The sequence below is a fragment of the Leclercia sp. Colony189 genome, from assembly GCF_009740165.1.
In the GTDB taxonomy this organism is placed as follows: domain Bacteria; phylum Pseudomonadota; class Gammaproteobacteria; order Enterobacterales; family Enterobacteriaceae; genus Enterobacter.
The window spans coordinates 1,874,381-1,889,374 of record NZ_CP046557.1; the positions used below are offsets into that span (position 1 = coordinate 1,874,381).

Sequence of the window (14,994 nt, forward strand, 5' to 3'; positions counted from 1 at the left end):
AGCAAACCGTAACCGCACGCAGCGCAAAGCCCCCCTCTCACAGGCGCGCTAGCGTGTCGCCTGAACCAGCGTCAGCCGGGCGGGTGGGGTAAAGAAAATATCACCGGCCAGCGCGCGGGAGAGGTTACGCGCCCCCAGCCCCACCAGGGTGCAGATCAGCAGGCTGGCAAACGGGTAGAAGAGCACCAGCGTCAGCTCTGCCCACACCGGCCAGGTACCGCCATTCAACTGGTGGATCATTAACAGGCTGACCCCTTCGATCAGAATGCGGTGGGTGGTGTAAATCGCAATGGTATTGGAGCCAACCACGTTCAGCACATTGTCAGGGCCCACGGCGAAGCGCTGCTCCAGGCGGTAGAACAGGGCCATAATCAGCAGGATCGACAGCAGCGACAGCGGCAGGGGAACCCCGACGAACCACAGCACGACGGAGACCGCCCCGAACGCCGCTACCGCCAGCGCGTCACGGCGCCACACCCGGCTCTGCATCCACGCCATCAGCTGCACGCCGTACCAGGCCCCGAGGCTGTAATAGATCATATTGCGCACCACGCTGTTCATCCCCCACCACGGCAGCGGCATAAAGTTGATGGCGATGCTGGCGAGCGCCAGCAGCGCGACCAGCGGCGTCCGCCAGCGGCTCAGCAGCTTGCAGAGCGTAAAATAGACCACCAGAGCGTAGAGATACCACAGGCTGGTGCTGGCAGTGAGCATGCCGGTGATAAAACCGGTCAGCGAGTCGGCATAGGCGGCGTTCGACGCGGTATTGAGATCCCGCTCCGGCGCCAGCCACGCATTGAGATGGGTCAACGCCTGCCACTGTAATACTCCCCACAGCGCCAGCACCCAGATAATGCTCCAGAGCCGTTTGTCCAGGCAGGTTTTCCAGTCGACCTCGTCAATGTAGCGCCGGACCAGATACCCCGAAATAAAGAAGAACACCGGCATACGGAAGGGGGCGAGATAGAGATTGAACGTTACCCAACATTTGGCGAGCAGCACCGAAAGGGGAGCATGCAGCGCCTCGAGATGGGGATAAAAGGTGATCACCGAGTGGTAAATCACCACCAGGCAGATGCAGAGTCCTTTTATCTGGTTAATCCATAGTGCTTTTTGTTTCATCGCGTTCCGGGTCCTGTTATTACCTTAATCGAGCGGGTAAGTGTGTTGCGCGGCGGGCGGGATGTAATGGGTAAGAGTCTGTATCCGGATGTTTTTCAGAAAAGCTGCAAACACCTGCGCGGGGCAGGTCGTCTTACGAAAGGGGGGTATTACGCTGATTTACCGCGCTTTTTCAGACAAATGATAAGCAAAGCTTACGGTTTCAGTCATTTACCCTTAGCGGATTCGCTTATATACTCGTGGGTCTGCTATCAGCAAACAGACGGATTTCATGTACCAACCTGTCGCACTATTCATAGGCTTACGTTATATGCGTGGGCGCGCCGCGGACCGCTTCGGTCGCTTCGTCTCCTGGCTTTCTACCATTGGCATTACGCTTGGCGTGATGGCGCTGGTGACGGTTCTCTCCGTCATGAACGGCTTTGAGCGCGAGCTGCAAAATAACATTCTGGGGCTGATGCCGCAGGCGATCCTCTCATCCAGCAGCGGGTCGGTGAATCCGCAGCAGCTGCCACAAAGCGCCGTCAAGCTCCAGGGCGTAAGCCGCGTGGCGCCGATCACCTCCGGTGACGTGGTGCTACAGAGCGCCCGCAGCGTGGCGGTCGGAGTGATGCTCGGCATCGACCCGGCGCAAAAGGATCCCCTGACGCCGTTTCTGGTTAACGTCAAACAGAGCGATCTGGCTCCCGGCCAGTACAACGTCATTCTCGGCGAACAGCTTGCCGGACAGCTGGGGGTCAATCGCGGCGATCAGCTACGGGTGATGGTGCCGTCTGCCAGCCAGTTTACCCCGATGGGGCGGCTCCCGAGCCAGCGCCTGTTTAATGTGATCGGCACCTTCGCCGCCAACAGCGAAGTGGACGGCTATCAGATGCTGGTCAATATCCAGGACGCGTCGCGCCTGATGCGTTACCCGCTCGGCAATATCACCGGCTGGCGTCTGTGGCTCAACGAGCCGCTGAAGGTCGATGTGTTAAGCCAGCAAACCCTGCCGGAAGGCACCCAATGGCAGGACTGGCGCGAACGTAAGGGCGAGCTGTTTCAGGCCGTGCGGATGGAAAAAAACATGATGGGCCTGCTCCTGAGCCTGATTGTGGCGGTTGCCGCCTTTAACATCATTACCTCGCTGGGCCTGATGGTGATGGAGAAGCAGGGCGAAGTGGCGATCCTGCAAACCCAGGGGCTGACGCCGCGGCAGATCATGGCGGTCTTTATGGTGCAGGGCGCCAGCGCCGGGATTGTCGGCGCGCTGCTCGGCGCGTTGCTCGGTACGCTGCTTGCCAGCCAGCTCAATAATTTAATGCCGATTATCGGCGCGCTGCTCGACGGCGCGGCACTGCCGGTGGCCATTGAGCCGCTGCAGGTAGTGGGCATTGCGCTGGCTGCGATGGCCGTTGCCTTACTCTCCACGCTTTATCCTTCATGGCGCGCTGCCGCCACCCAACCCGCTGAGGCTTTACGTTATGAATAAGATCCTGTTGCAATGCGACAACCTGTGCAAACGCTATCAGGAAGGCACGGTGCAGACGGATGTCCTGCACAATGTCAGCTTCAGCGTCGGGGAAGGGGAGATGATGGCGATCGTCGGCACCTCCGGCTCCGGGAAAAGTACCCTGCTGCACCTGCTTGGCGGGCTGGATACGCCGACCTCCGGCGATGTGGTCTTCTCCGGCACGCCGCTGAGTTCGATGTCTTCGAGCGCGAAGGCCGATCTGCGTAACCGCGAGCTGGGCTTTATCTATCAGTTCCACCACCTGCTGCCGGACTTTACGGCGCTGGAAAACGTGGCGATGCCGCTGCTGATCGGCAAAAAGAAACCGGCTGAAATCAACGCCCGCGCCAGCGATATGCTGAAAGCGGTCGGGCTGGGCCACCGCGGTAATCATCGGCCATCCGAGCTCTCCGGCGGCGAGCGCCAGCGTGTGGCGATTGCCCGTGCGCTGGTAAATAATCCGCGCCTGGTGCTGGCGGATGAACCGACCGGTAACCTGGATGCCCGCAACGCCGACAGCATCTTCCAGCTTCTCGGCGAACTGAATGCCTCCCAGGGCACCGCCTTCCTGGTGGTGACGCACGATTTGCAGCTGGCAAAACGCATGTCCCGCCAGCTGGAGATGCGTGACGGTCGCCTGAATACCGAACTGACCCTGATGGGGGCAGATTGATGGCTTCACCGTTATCGTTACTCATCGGCCTGCGTTTTAGCCGGGGTCGCCGCCGCAGTGGCATGGTGTCGCTCATCTCGGTCATCTCCACCGTCGGTATCGCGCTGGGCGTGGCGGTACTGATTGTTGGCCTCAGCGCCATGAACGGCTTTGAGCGTGAGCTGAACAACCGCATTCTGGCAGTCGTGCCGCACGGCGAAATTGAGCCGGTTAACCAGCCGTGGAATAACTGGAACGACGCCCTGAATAAAGTGGAAAAGGTGCCGGGCATTGCCGCGGCTGCGCCCTATATCAATTTCACCGGACTGGTGGAGAGCGGCGCAAACCTGCGCGCTATCCAGGTGAAAGGGGTGAACCCGCGCCAGGAAGAGAAGCTCAGCGCGCTGCCGCAGTTTATCCAGAAAGAGGCCTGGGCCAACTTTAAAGCTGGCGATCAGCAGATTATCCTCGGTAAGGGAGTGGCCGACGCGCTGAAAGTGAAGCAGGGCGACTGGGTGTCGATCATGATCCCGAACGCCAGCGCCGATCATAAGCTGCAGCAGCCGAAGCGCGTGCGTCTGCACGTGACCGGTATTTTGCAGCTAAGCGGTCAGCTCGATCACAGCTTTGCTATGGTGCCGCTGGAAGATGCGCGCCAGTATCTCGATATGGGCAGCAGCGTCACCGGGATCGCCATCAAGGTTAACGACGTCTTCAACGCCAACAAACTGGTGCGCGACGCCGGGGAAGTGACCGACAGCTATGTCTACATCAAGAGCTGGATCGGCACTTACGGGTATATGTATCGTGATATCCAGATGATCCGCGCCATTATGTACCTGGCGATGGTGCTGGTGATCGGCGTGGCCTGCTTTAACATCGTCTCTACCCTGGTGATGGCGGTGAAAGACAAGAGCGGCGACATCGCGGTGCTGCGCACCCTCGGCGCAAAAGATGGTCTTATTCGTGCCATCTTCGTCTGGTATGGTCTGCTGGCGGGGCTGCTGGGCAGCCTGTGCGGTGTGGTTATCGGGGTGGTGGTTTCATTGCAGCTGACGCCGATTATTAACGGTCTTGAGGCCCTGATCGGGCATCAGTTCCTGTCGGGCGATATCTATTTTATTGACTTCCTGCCGTCTGAATTGCACTGGCTGGATGTTTTTTATGTGCTGGTTACAGCACTTTTACTGAGTCTGCTGGCAAGCTGGTATCCGGCGCGTCGCGCAAGCCGAATTGATCCGGCGAGGGTATTAAGTGGCCAGTAATTACGTCATGATCCGGTGAGCGTTGCCGCCGGGTCAAAAGAGGAATGCACTATGTATTACGGATTTGATATTGGCGGCACCAAAATTGCCCTTGGCGTATTTGATACCAACCTGAAATTGCAGTGGGAAACCCGGGTTCCCACTCCCCACGAAAGCTACGATGAATTTTTAACCGCCATTGCCGCGCTGGTGGCCCAGGCCGATGAACGCTTCGGCGTGAAGGGCACGGTGGGCATAGGCATTCCGGGGATGCCGGAAACCGACGACGGTACGCTGTACGCCGCCAACGTCCCGGCGGCAAGCGGTAGGCCGCTGCGCGCCGACCTGACCCGCCTCCTTGAGCGTGACGTGCGCCTCGACAACGACGCTAACTGTTTTGCCCTCTCCGAAGCCTGGGACGATGAGTTCCAGCAATACCCCCTGGTGATGGGGCTGATCCTCGGCACCGGTGTCGGCGGCGGGATTGTGGTGAATGGCAAACCGGTGACCGGACGCAGCTATATCACCGGCGAGTTTGGTCATATTCGCCTGCCGGTGGATGCGCTGGAGGTGGTGGGGCGTGATTTCCCGCTCCTCCGCTGCGGTTGCGGCCAGCACGGCTGCATTGAGAACTACCTCTCCGGCCGTGGATTTGCATGGCTTTATGAACACTTCTATCATCAAAAACGTCAGGCTCCGGAAATCATTGCCCTGTGGGAGCAGGGAGATGAACAGGCTGTAGAGCACGTTGAGCGCTATCTCGATCTGCTGGCGGTCTGTCTGGGGAATATCCTGACCATTGTCGATCCTGACCTGCTGGTGATCGGCGGAGGATTATCGAACTTTACGGCCATCGCCGAACGGTTGTCCGGTCGGTTGCCGCGTCATTTGTTGCCGGTTGCCCGTGTCCCGCGCATTGAGCGCGCGCGACATGGCGATGCCGGAGGAATGCGCGGCGCCGCATTCCTCCATCTCACCCGCTAGCCATACGAGGTTTTTATGCTGTCGCGACGGTCACTTCGACTCAGCCGTTTTCGCAAAAACAAACGCCGCTTGCGTGAGCGCTTACGCCAGCGAATTTTCTTCCAGGATGTGGCAATGCCGGAATTGATGGAAAAACCAAGAGTACTGGTCCTGACCGGGGCGGGGATCTCCGCCGAGTCGGGCATTCGAACGTTTCGCGCGACCGACGGGCTGTGGGAAGAGCATCGGGTTGAAGATGTGGCGACGCCGGAAGGTTTTGCCCGTAACCCGCAGCTGGTGCAGGAATTCTACAATGCCCGCCGCCGTCAGTTGCAGTCGCCGGAGATCGCCCCTAATGCGGCGCATCTGGCGCTGGCTAAACTCGAAGAGGCGCTGGGGGATCGCTTCCTGCTGGTAACGCAGAATATTGATAACCTGCATGAGCGCGCGGGCAACCGCAACGTACTTCATATGCACGGTGAATTGCTGAAGGTGCGTTGCTCCAGCAGCGGCCAGGTCTTTAGCTGGACCGGCGATGTCACCTCCGATGACAAATGCCACTGCTGTCAGTTCCCGTCGCCGCTGCGCCCGCACGTGGTGTGGTTTGGCGAAATGCCGCTGGGAATGGACGAGATCTACAACGCCCTGGCGATGGCGGATCTGTTTATCGCCATTGGCACCTCGGGGCATGTCTATCCGGCGGCGGGATTTGTTCACGAAGCGAAGCTGCAGGGGGCGCATACGGTGGAGCTGAACCTTGAGCCGAGCCAGGTGGGCAGCGAGTTTGAAGAGAAAACCTACGGACTGGCGAGCGAAGTGGTGCCGCAGTTTGTGGATAAGCTTCTTAAGGGATTGTAAGTGGTTCACTGCGCGAAGAGCAGACGCTTTTCGCGCAAATTTCCAGGGAACGACAGGAACAGGTTATGGATAACCCGCTAATTGTATCGGCCATTATTTTTATTGTGGCGGTAGGGATAGGTCTGTGGAGCCAGTGTTGCCTGCCTCGCCTTTCTGACAGCAGAAATATCCTGTTCATTCTCTTTTTATACCTCGGCATTGTCTCCGCTGGCTCGTGTATATTTAACCTGGTATATCTTCTGTTTACCGGACAACTTGCGCATGGCGATGTGCAGCTGTTCGGCACGATTGTTACGCTGGTCGTGCTGTGGAAACCGCTGATGTATGTGATTGGCAAAATTGATGACGCGTTGCAAAAAATATCGGAGTAAATAGTTGAGCGGGGCGAATCAACGCCAGATTACCCGCAAAGCCCTGACGACAACGCAGGACCTTACGCAGTTAAAATAAATAATTAATCTATTGTTTATCTGTTGTTGATTCGCCCTGTGCCTCATCAGACCACGGCGTCTCCGGCAGCCTGCGCATAATTTTCCTCATTGCCAGAGCGTCCAGTAAAATGGTTGGCACCATAATAAAAGAAATGAGCCAGAAAAAAGGATTCCTGACGGGAAAAATGGTTGTCCATTTATCCTGTTCATTGACTCGCGACAACATCCGGCTGCTCAATCTCGTCACGCAATATTTAAAGGAGTAGTTATTTTCTATCGATATTAAATGAACGGGTGTCATCAGGCCATTCATATAGTTTCTGCACCACGCCCAGGATTCCGCATAACTCAAAAGAGTATCTGCGATATCGGTAGAGAAGCGAGAGACTTGATAAAATAAAGGCGCGTTATCATCGCTGATGATTATCCAGTTTTTTTTCCCGTCAGTCGAGGGTGCTTGCCACTTATACCATGTCCGGGAACCCGCGGTTCCGGAACCGTTACTAAAATGGGCTTCAATGTCCTTCCAGTCATAAATCAGCGTTTCGACAGGCCATTTCGCAAAGATATTACGCGTGGGACGATACGTTTGAACATACACCCGTTGGCGCTTGCGATTCAGCCTGACGATTAACGTTTTGGGGTGGGTAATGACGACACGCAGTGCGTGGATGCTGCTATAGAACATCAGGATAAGTATAATCTCAACCAGAATAAATATGGGAGAATACCCAATAATTGGGCCAATAAATAAAATAGATAACAGAAATGGGAATATGGTCAGAAGCGGCATCGTTACGCCAAGCCATTCGCTTCTGGGGACGTTTCTTATGATATCGCAATTAATATCATTGACGGCGACTACACCGAATAGGGGCGGCGCTTTTCTCTGCGTTTTTTTTGACATAATGAGTCATTTTATGATGTTGCCTGTAATCCTTTAAATCAGGAAACTCAATGCCTATGTCTTGTTAACGGTAGTAAAAATAATGTCGATGCAGAAAAAAGAGAATAAAGAACGTTATTGTTCAGCTTCATATGTACTTATCCTTGTACCATTGAGTTATGCCGGGTCGAAACCCGGCATAGTATTGCATTAACGACCTGCCTTCAACTTCTGGTAATACTCTTCATACAGGCGGCTGGCGTCGCCCACATCGTTCTGCCACTCGCCTTTACTGATGGTCTGAGCATCCGGGTAGAGCGACTTGTCATTTGCAACGGTCGGGCTCAGCAGCTTGCGGGCGGCGAGGTTTGGCGTCGGGTAGCCGATGGTCTCTGCCACCTGTTTTGCCACATCCGGGCGCAGCAGGAAGTTAATCAGCTTCAGGGCACCGTCCACGTTTTTAGCATTGGCCGGAATAGCCAGGCTATCCATCCAGAAGATCCCGCCCTCTGCAGGCCACACCACTTCCAGCGGCGTACCGGCCTGACGCGCGACGTATGCCGACCCGTTCCACACCATCCCCACGTTGACTTCCCCTTCCATATACGGGTTCGCCGGATTATCGGAGTTGAAGGCGGCCACGTTAGGCATCAGTTTTTGCAGCTCATGGTAAGCCGCTTCAATCTCTTTCGGATCGGTGGTGTTGCCAGAGTAGCCCAGCTTACGCAGCGCAATCTGGAACACTTCGCGGGCGTCGTCGGTCAGCAGCAATTCGCCTTTATAGTCTGGTTTCCACAGGTCAGCCCAGCTCGTCACCGATTTAGGATCCATCACTTCGCTGTTGATCCCGATCGCCGTTGCGCCCCAGATGTACGGAATAGAGTAATCGTTATTCGGGTCAAACGGCTTGTTGAGCATCTCCGGATCGAGGTTTGAAAAATTGGTTAGCTTCGATTTGTCGATCTTCTGGATCATGCCCTCTTTGCGCATCTTGTCGACGAAATAGGTCGACGGGACCACCAGGTCGTAGGCGCCATCTTTATAGGTTTTGAGCTTGGCATACATGGTTTCATTCGACTCGTAGGTCGAGTAGATAACCTTGATGCCGGTCTCTTTAGTGAACTGCTCCAGCAGGCCTGGCGGCACATACTCGGTCCAGTTATAGAAGTAGAGCGTTTTACTGTCGTCCGCGTGCGCAGCGCTAATACCCATTGCGAGAGCGCCTGCCGCGAGCAGGTGGCGTGACCATTTTTTCATTAATACGTCCCCTGAGATTTTGTTTTATCACGAGCAATAAGCTGACTGGCGATCACCAGGACCAGCGATAACATCAACAGTATGGTCGCCAGCGCGTTCACCTCCGGTGAGACGCCAACTTTCACCATCGAATAGATCTTCAACGGCAGAATTTCATAGCTCGGCCCGGTGACGAATGACGAAACCACCACGTCATCCATCGACAGGGTAAAGCTGAGCAGCCATCCCGCGGCCACGGCGGGCATCGCCAGCGGCAGGATAATTTTGCGCAGGATGGTCATCTCGCTGGCACCCAGATCTTTTGCCGCCTCCAGCATCCGCACGTCAAAGCCTTTCAGACGGGAGTAGACCGTCACCACCACAAACGGCAGGCAGAAGGTGATGTGTGAGAAGAGCAGGGACCAGAAGCCCAGCTGTACCCCCAGCAGCATAAAGAGCACCAGCAGCGAGATAGCCATTACGATGTCCGGAGACATCATCACCACAAACAGCATGCCGCTGACGAAGGGTTTACCGCGAAAGCGGTAGCGATAGAGCGCCACCGCCGTCAGGGAGCCAATCAGGGTGGCGAGGGTGGCCGAGAAGATCGCCATCGTCAGGGAGTGCTGCGCCGCCTGCAGCAGGCTGTCGTTATTCACCAGCAGGCTGTACCACTGGGTGGTAAAACCCTGCCAGTTAATGCCAAAGCGCGAGCTGTTAAAGGAGTTCACGATCAGGATAATGATCGGAATGTAGAGGTACGCATAAATCGCGGTCATAAAACCGCCGCGGAGTAGTCGACCGATCATTCAAGTTCCCCTTTACTGTTAAGCAGCCGCGACGCGCGCCAGTAGACCAGCAGCATCAGGCCCATCACCAGGGTCAGGGTGATACTGGTGGCTGAACCGAACGGCCAGTCGCGAATATTGAGGAACTGGCTCTTGATGACGTTACCGATCAGCAGGTTTTTAGCCCCGCCCATCAGGTCGGAGACGTAAAACAGCCCCATCGCCGGCAGCATCACCAGCAGGCAGCCGGCAATGATCCCCGGCATGGTCAGGGGTATGATAATGCGGATAAAGGTCTGGAGTTTGCTGGCGCCAAGATCCCTTGCCGCCTCCAGCAGGGGTTTATCCAGCTTCTCAATGCTGGAGTAGAGCGGCATCACCATAAACGGCAGCAGGATGTAGACCAGCCCCACAATCACCGCGCCGGGAGTGAACATGATGCGGATCGGGGTGTCAATGACGCCCAGCCACAGCAGAAACTCGTTCAGGTAGCCTTTGGTGCTGAGAAAGATCTTCAGGCCGTAGATGCGGATCAGCGAGTTGGTCCAGAAGGGCACAATCAGCAGGAACAGCAGCAGCGGTCGCACTTTCGTCGGCAGCTTCGCCAGGAACCAGGCAAAGGGATACCCCAGCACCAGGCAGGCGACGGTGGCTATCAGCGCCATATTGAGCGAATGGAGCAGGACCTGGAAATAGAGCGGGTCCAGCAGGCGCGCGTAATTTTCCAGCGTAAAGACCAGCGAGACAAAATGGGCGTCGTCACGGGTCAGGAAGCTGGTCGCGATGATCATCAGGTTGGGTAAAAAGACAAATAACACAAGCCAACCGACGATAGTGGCGATCACCACATTCTGGAATTTACTTGTGTTCTTCATCAGCCAGCACAACCTCCCAGCTTTCTACCCAGTTAATGACCATTTTTTGATTGAGCGAGTGGTCGAAATCGGGATCGTCTTCGTTAAAGAATTCGCTGACCATCACCATCTTGCCGTTTTCCAGCTCAACGACCGACTCAAGCGTCATGCCTTTGTAGTTTCGCTCGCGGATATAGCCGATTAGCCCTTCGACTTCGGTTTCGTCGTGGATCTCTTCAACGCGCAGATCTTCCGGACGCAGCAGGACGTTCAGCTGCTGTCCCGGCTCAACGGCAAAATTGACGAAGATGTTGCAGGCGCGGCCCTCGACGTTAGCCAGCACCCGCTGGTCGTCGAGTCGTTCAATAACGGTAGCATTGAAGATGTTGATTTCACCAATAAAGCTGGCGACAAACAGGTTTTTCGGCTCTTCGTAGATCTCGCGCGGCGTACCGTCCTGCTCGATTTTGCCCTCGCGCATCACCACGATGCGATCGGACATGGTCAATGCCTCTTCCTGGTCGTGGGTGACAAAAACAAAGGTGATCCCGAGCTTACGCTGCAGCGCCTTTAATTCGTTCTGCATCTGCTTGCGCAGCTTGTAGTCGAGTGCGGAAAGAGACTCATCCAGCAGCAGCAGGCGCGGTTTATTAACCACGGCACGGGCGATGGCGACACGCTGTTGCTGTCCACCCGAAAGCTGGTGCGGTTTACGCTGGGCGAACGCTTCAAGCTGAACCATGCGCAGGGCCTCGGTGACGCGTGGCGTGATTTCGCTGGCGGGCGTTTTTTGCATCCGCAGGCCAAAGGCGACGTTTTCGAAAACCGTCATGTGCGGGAAAAGTGCGTAACTTTGAAAGACGGTATTGACGTGGCGCTGTTCAGCAGGAACCAGGGTAATGTCCTGATTGTCCAGATGGATGTGACCGCGATCGACGTTATCCAGCCCGGCGATAAGGCGAAGCACTGTCGTTTTACCACAGCCTGAAGGGCCAAGTAGTGTAAGAAATTCGCCGTTGTTGATCGTTAAATCCAGGTCGGAAATGACGGTTTTTCCGTCAAAGCTTTTACGAATTCCGGCCAGTTGCACCAACGGTGACAGTGAAGCTGGTTGTGTATTCAATTTTTGATTCAGTCCCATATCGACGCTGCAAATGCTTATCGCAGCGGGGTTTGTGGTTAACCACCTTGGTGAAACGTAATGAGGGCGGACATTCTACGGGAAAGCGCTGCAATCGCCAATCCTTGTTACCCATTGATAAGCTACATTTATTAGCAAACGATGAGAGAACCGGAAATATTCTCGTTTACGGGATAAAAGTGACCTGACGCAATATTTGGGTTTTGCTGCTTACTGATAATGTTGTCACGAAAAGTGAGGGTGACTGCATGGATAAATTACTTGAGCGTTTTTTACAGTACGTATCGCTGGATACCCAATCTAAGCCGGGTGTCCGCCAGGTGCCAAGCACCGAAGGGCAGTGGAAGCTGTTGCAGCTGTTAAAAAGCCAACTGGAGGAGTTGGGGCTCGTTAACGTGACCTTAAGTGAAAAAGGGACGGTGATGGGCACGCTACCTGCGAATGTGAGCGGTGATATTCCTGCCATTGGTTTTATTTCCCATGTCGATACCTCACCGGATTTTAGCGGCAAAAACGTCAATCCGCAGATTGTTGAGAATTATCGGGGCGGTGATATCGCCCTTGGCGTCGGTGACGAAGTGCTGTCGCCGGTGATGTTCCCGGTATTACACCAGTTGCTTGGCCAGACCCTGATCACCACCGACGGCAAAACGCTGCTGGGGGCTGATGACAAAGCGGGCGTTGCCGAGATCATGACCGCGCTGGCGGTGCTGAAGAACAACAACGTGCCGCACGGCGATATCCGCGTGGCCTTTACCCCCGATGAAGAGGTGGGCAAAGGGGCGAAGCATTTTGATGTTGAGGCGTTCGATGCCCGCTGGGCCTACACCGTCGATGGCGGCGGCGTGGGGGAGCTGGAGTTCGAGAACTTCAATGCGGCGTCGGTGAATATCCGCATCGTTGGCAACAATGTCCACCCAGGCACCGCGAAAGGGGTGATGGTGAACGCGCTGTCGCTGGCGGCCCGCATTCATGCTGAAGTTCCGGCGGATGAAAGCCCGGAAAAAACCGAAGGCTATGAGGGCTTCTACCATCTGACCAGCATCAAAGGGACGGTGGACCGCGCGGATATGCACTACATCATCCGTGATTTCAACCGCGAAGGGTTTGAAGCGCGCAAACGCAAGATGATGGATATCGCAAAGAAGGTGGGCAAAGGACTTCACCCGGACTGCTACATTGAGCTGGTCATCGAAGACAGCTATTACAATATGCATGAAAAGGTGATCGAGCATCCCTACATCCTTGAGGTGGCACAGCAGGCGATGCGCGACTGCGACGTCGAGCCGCAGCTCAAGCCGATCCGCGGCGGCACCGATGGCGCGCAGCTCTCCTTTATGGGGCTGCCGTGCCCGAATCTGTTCACCGGGGGATATAACTACCACGGCAAGCATGAGTTCGTGACCCTGGAAGGAATGGAAAAAGCGGTGCAGGTGATTGTGCGGATTGCGGAGCTCACCGCAAAACAATAGTCGCCGTTTGACGCCTTACCCGGTCTACGCGTAGGCCGGGCAAACAACGTGCCGCCCGGCATTTCCACACATGAGGAGGGAACCTCATATGTCAAACTACCGTCGACATTATGTGCCAGGCGGAACCTGGTTTTTCACCGTTAACCTGCAAAACCGGCGCAGCGATCTGCTGACGCGACATATCGATACGCTTCGTGCGGCAACGCAAGGTGTTAAACGCCGCAAACCCTTTCTGATTAATGCCTGGGTGATCCTGCCGGAACATATGCACTGTATCTGGACGTTACCCGAAAATGACGCGGACTACTCCGGCCGCTGGCGAGACATCAAAAAGACCTTCACCCGCGTGCTGGGGATGCCAGGCATCTGGCAGCCACGCTTCTGGGAACATACCATCCGGGACGACAACGACCTGCGGCGACATACGGATTACATCCATATCAACCCGCTGAAGCATGGCTATGTGACGCGCGTGAAAGCGTGGCCCTATTCCACCTTTCATCGTGATGTACGGGAAGGGATATACCCGGAAGATTGGGCTGGGGAGATAGAGGATTTTGACACCGGAGAGCGGCGATAAAAAGCCGGGTGGCGGCTACGCCTTACCCGGCCTACGGTTGCGATTTTGTAGGCCCGGTAAGCGAAGCGCCACCGGGCATTGTCACAGACAACGTTGTAGGCCGGGCAAACGCAGTGCCGCCCGGCAACCCACTAACGTCTCAGTCCTCGAAGAACCAGTACCCGCTGTTCACCAGGGCGGCCATCATCGCGAGGAACGACGGATCGTCCAGCGCATCGCCGAAATGATCGGCAGTCAGCACCATATGGCTGGCAAGGGCCTCCAGTGCCGGACGGTGCGGGGAATCCAGCTGCTCGCCATTGACATACACCGCTTCGCCAATACGTAACACCCGCAATCCACCCAGACGCGCCAGCTTGTCGCCCTGCTGAAGGGCATCGTAGATTTCATCCGGCTGATACGGCGGCTCCGGCAAGGAGACGTCCAGCTCGTGTCGGGACTGGCTGATAAACTCCCCGAACCACTGGTTGAAATGTTCCGGCTGGTTGATCATCTCCAGCATCATTCCGCGCAGCTGATCCAGCTCCTGCGGCAGAATATCGGCCGGATGTTCGCGGGAAGGGACCGCCGGATCGCTGAAACGGTGGCTGCCCAGTTCGCGCTGCAGGACGTAATCGGCAAACCCGCTGATCATCTCGCGACCGCTTGGGGCGCGGAAACCAACCGAATAGTTCATTGAGTTCTCAAGGGAGTAACCCTCATGCGGGAAACCCGGTGGAATATAGAGAATATCGCCCGGCTCCAGCTCTTCGTCGATGATGCCAACAAACGGATCGACCTGCAGCAGGTCGGGGTGCGGGCAGTGCTGTTTCATCGGCACCTTTTCACCCACGCGCCAGCGGCGGCGGCCGGTACCCTGGATAATAAACACATCGTACTGATCCAGATGCGGGCCAACGCCGCCCCCGGGCACGGAGAAGGAGATCATCAGATCGTCCATCCGCCAGTCGGGCAGGGCGCGAAATGGCAGCATCAGGGCTGCGGCGGGCTGGTGCCAGTGGTTAACCGCCTGCACCAGTAACGACCAGTTGCTCTCACCCAGGTGGTCGTAGCTTTCAAACGGGCCGTGGCTCACCTGCCATTTACCGTCCTGATGGCTGACGAGACGACTGTCGACTTCGCTCTCCATGGCCAGGCCAGCCAGCTCATCGGGAGAGATCGGATCGACGAAATTGGTGATGCCGCGTTTCAGGACAACCGGACGTTTTTGCCAGTAACGTTCGATAAAGTCGGGCCAGTTAAGGGCTAATTGATAATCCATATTTATATTCCGCA

Annotated in this window: 15 protein-coding genes; 8 read left to right on the plus strand and 7 right to left on the minus strand. The window is 56.0% G+C overall.

Annotation, left to right across the window (positions count from 1 at the left end):
* Positions 1–48 precede the first annotated feature (48 nt).
* Positions 49–1,122, minus strand: coding sequence for an acyltransferase family protein (locus GNG29_RS08810; protein ID WP_156654290.1), 1,074 nt, complete (start codon positions 1,120–1,122; stop codon positions 49–51).
* 271 nt (positions 1,123–1,393) lie between these two features.
* Between GNG29_RS08810 and lolC the strand changes: the two genes are divergently transcribed.
* From lolC to GNG29_RS08840, 6 genes are all read left to right on the plus strand, one after another.
* Positions 1,394–2,593 (plus strand): lipoprotein-releasing ABC transporter permease subunit LolC, encoded by a 1,200-nt coding sequence (lolC, locus tag GNG29_RS08815; RefSeq protein ID WP_103179116.1) that lies wholly within the window; start codon positions 1,394–1,396, stop codon positions 2,591–2,593.
* Complete coding sequence (gene lolD, locus GNG29_RS08820) at positions 2,586–3,287, plus strand: lipoprotein-releasing ABC transporter ATP-binding protein LolD (protein ID WP_103179117.1); 702 nt, start codon at positions 2,586–2,588, stop codon at positions 3,285–3,287. Before lolC ends, lolD begins: the two co-directional genes overlap by 8 nt.
* Complete coding sequence (gene lolE, locus GNG29_RS08825; RefSeq protein ID WP_156654291.1) at positions 3,287–4,531, plus strand: lipoprotein-releasing ABC transporter permease subunit LolE; 1,245 nt, start codon at positions 3,287–3,289, stop codon at positions 4,529–4,531. Before lolD ends, lolE begins: the two co-directional genes overlap by 1 nt.
* A gap of 51 nt (positions 4,532–4,582) precedes the next feature.
* Positions 4,583–5,494, plus strand: a complete 912-nt coding sequence (nagK, locus tag GNG29_RS08830; RefSeq protein ID WP_103179119.1) for an N-acetylglucosamine kinase — start codon at positions 4,583–4,585, stop codon at positions 5,492–5,494.
* A 15-nt stretch (positions 5,495–5,509) separates the two neighbouring features.
* Positions 5,510–6,331, plus strand: coding sequence for a Sir2 family NAD+-dependent deacetylase (gene cobB / locus GNG29_RS08835; RefSeq protein ID WP_103179120.1), 822 nt, complete (start codon positions 5,510–5,512; stop codon positions 6,329–6,331).
* Between the two features lie 65 nt (positions 6,332–6,396).
* Positions 6,397–6,702, plus strand: coding sequence for a hypothetical protein (locus GNG29_RS08840; RefSeq protein ID WP_103179121.1), 306 nt, complete (start codon positions 6,397–6,399; stop codon positions 6,700–6,702).
* A gap of 88 nt (positions 6,703–6,790) precedes the next feature.
* On the opposite strand, the gene GNG29_RS08845 is transcribed toward GNG29_RS08840, so the two are convergent.
* The 5 genes from GNG29_RS08845 to potA all read right to left on the minus strand — a co-directional run bounded on the left by GNG29_RS08845 (position 6,791) and on the right by potA (position 11,667).
* Positions 6,791–7,669 carry a DUF6708 domain-containing protein gene (locus tag GNG29_RS08845; RefSeq protein ID WP_156654292.1) on the minus strand — a complete coding sequence of 293 codons (879 nt, stop codon included), beginning with the start codon at positions 7,667–7,669 and terminating at the stop codon, positions 6,791–6,793.
* Positions 7,670–7,858: 189 nt separating this feature from the next.
* The gene (gene potD, locus GNG29_RS08850; protein WP_156654293.1) at positions 7,859–8,905 is read right to left on the minus strand and encodes a spermidine/putrescine ABC transporter substrate-binding protein PotD; all 1,047 of its coding nucleotides are present in this window, start codon (positions 8,903–8,905) and stop codon (positions 7,859–7,861) included.
* On the minus strand, positions 8,905–9,693 hold the full coding sequence (potC, locus tag GNG29_RS08855; protein ID WP_103179124.1) for a spermidine/putrescine ABC transporter permease PotC: 789 nt from the start codon (positions 9,691–9,693) through the stop codon (positions 8,905–8,907). The genes potD and potC overlap by 1 nt, the downstream gene beginning before the upstream one ends.
* A complete protein-coding gene (potB, locus tag GNG29_RS08860; protein ID WP_103179125.1) occupies positions 9,690–10,547 on the minus strand; it encodes a spermidine/putrescine ABC transporter permease PotB in 858 nt (285 codons plus the stop codon). The genes potC and potB overlap by 4 nt, the downstream gene beginning before the upstream one ends.
* Positions 10,531–11,667 carry a spermidine/putrescine ABC transporter ATP-binding protein PotA gene (gene potA, locus GNG29_RS08865; RefSeq protein ID WP_103179126.1) on the minus strand — a complete coding sequence of 379 codons (1,137 nt, stop codon included), beginning with the start codon at positions 11,665–11,667 and terminating at the stop codon, positions 10,531–10,533. Before potA ends, potB begins: the two co-directional genes overlap by 17 nt.
* Before the next feature lie 248 nt (positions 11,668–11,915).
* On the opposite strand from potA, the gene pepT reads away from it, so the two are divergent.
* Entirely contained in the window at positions 11,916–13,139 is a 1,224-nt protein-coding gene (gene pepT, locus GNG29_RS08870) for a peptidase T (protein WP_156654294.1), read from the plus strand.
* Positions 13,140–13,227: 88 nt separating this feature from the next.
* Complete coding sequence (locus tag GNG29_RS08875) at positions 13,228–13,719, plus strand: REP-associated tyrosine transposase (protein ID WP_103179129.1); 492 nt, start codon at positions 13,228–13,230, stop codon at positions 13,717–13,719.
* Positions 13,720–13,858: 139 nt separating this feature from the next.
* On the opposite strand, the gene GNG29_RS08880 is transcribed toward GNG29_RS08875, so the two are convergent.
* A complete protein-coding gene (locus GNG29_RS08880; RefSeq protein WP_103179130.1) occupies positions 13,859–14,980 on the minus strand; it encodes a cupin domain-containing protein in 1,122 nt (373 codons plus the stop codon).
* Between the last annotated feature and the right edge of the window lie 14 nt (positions 14,981–14,994).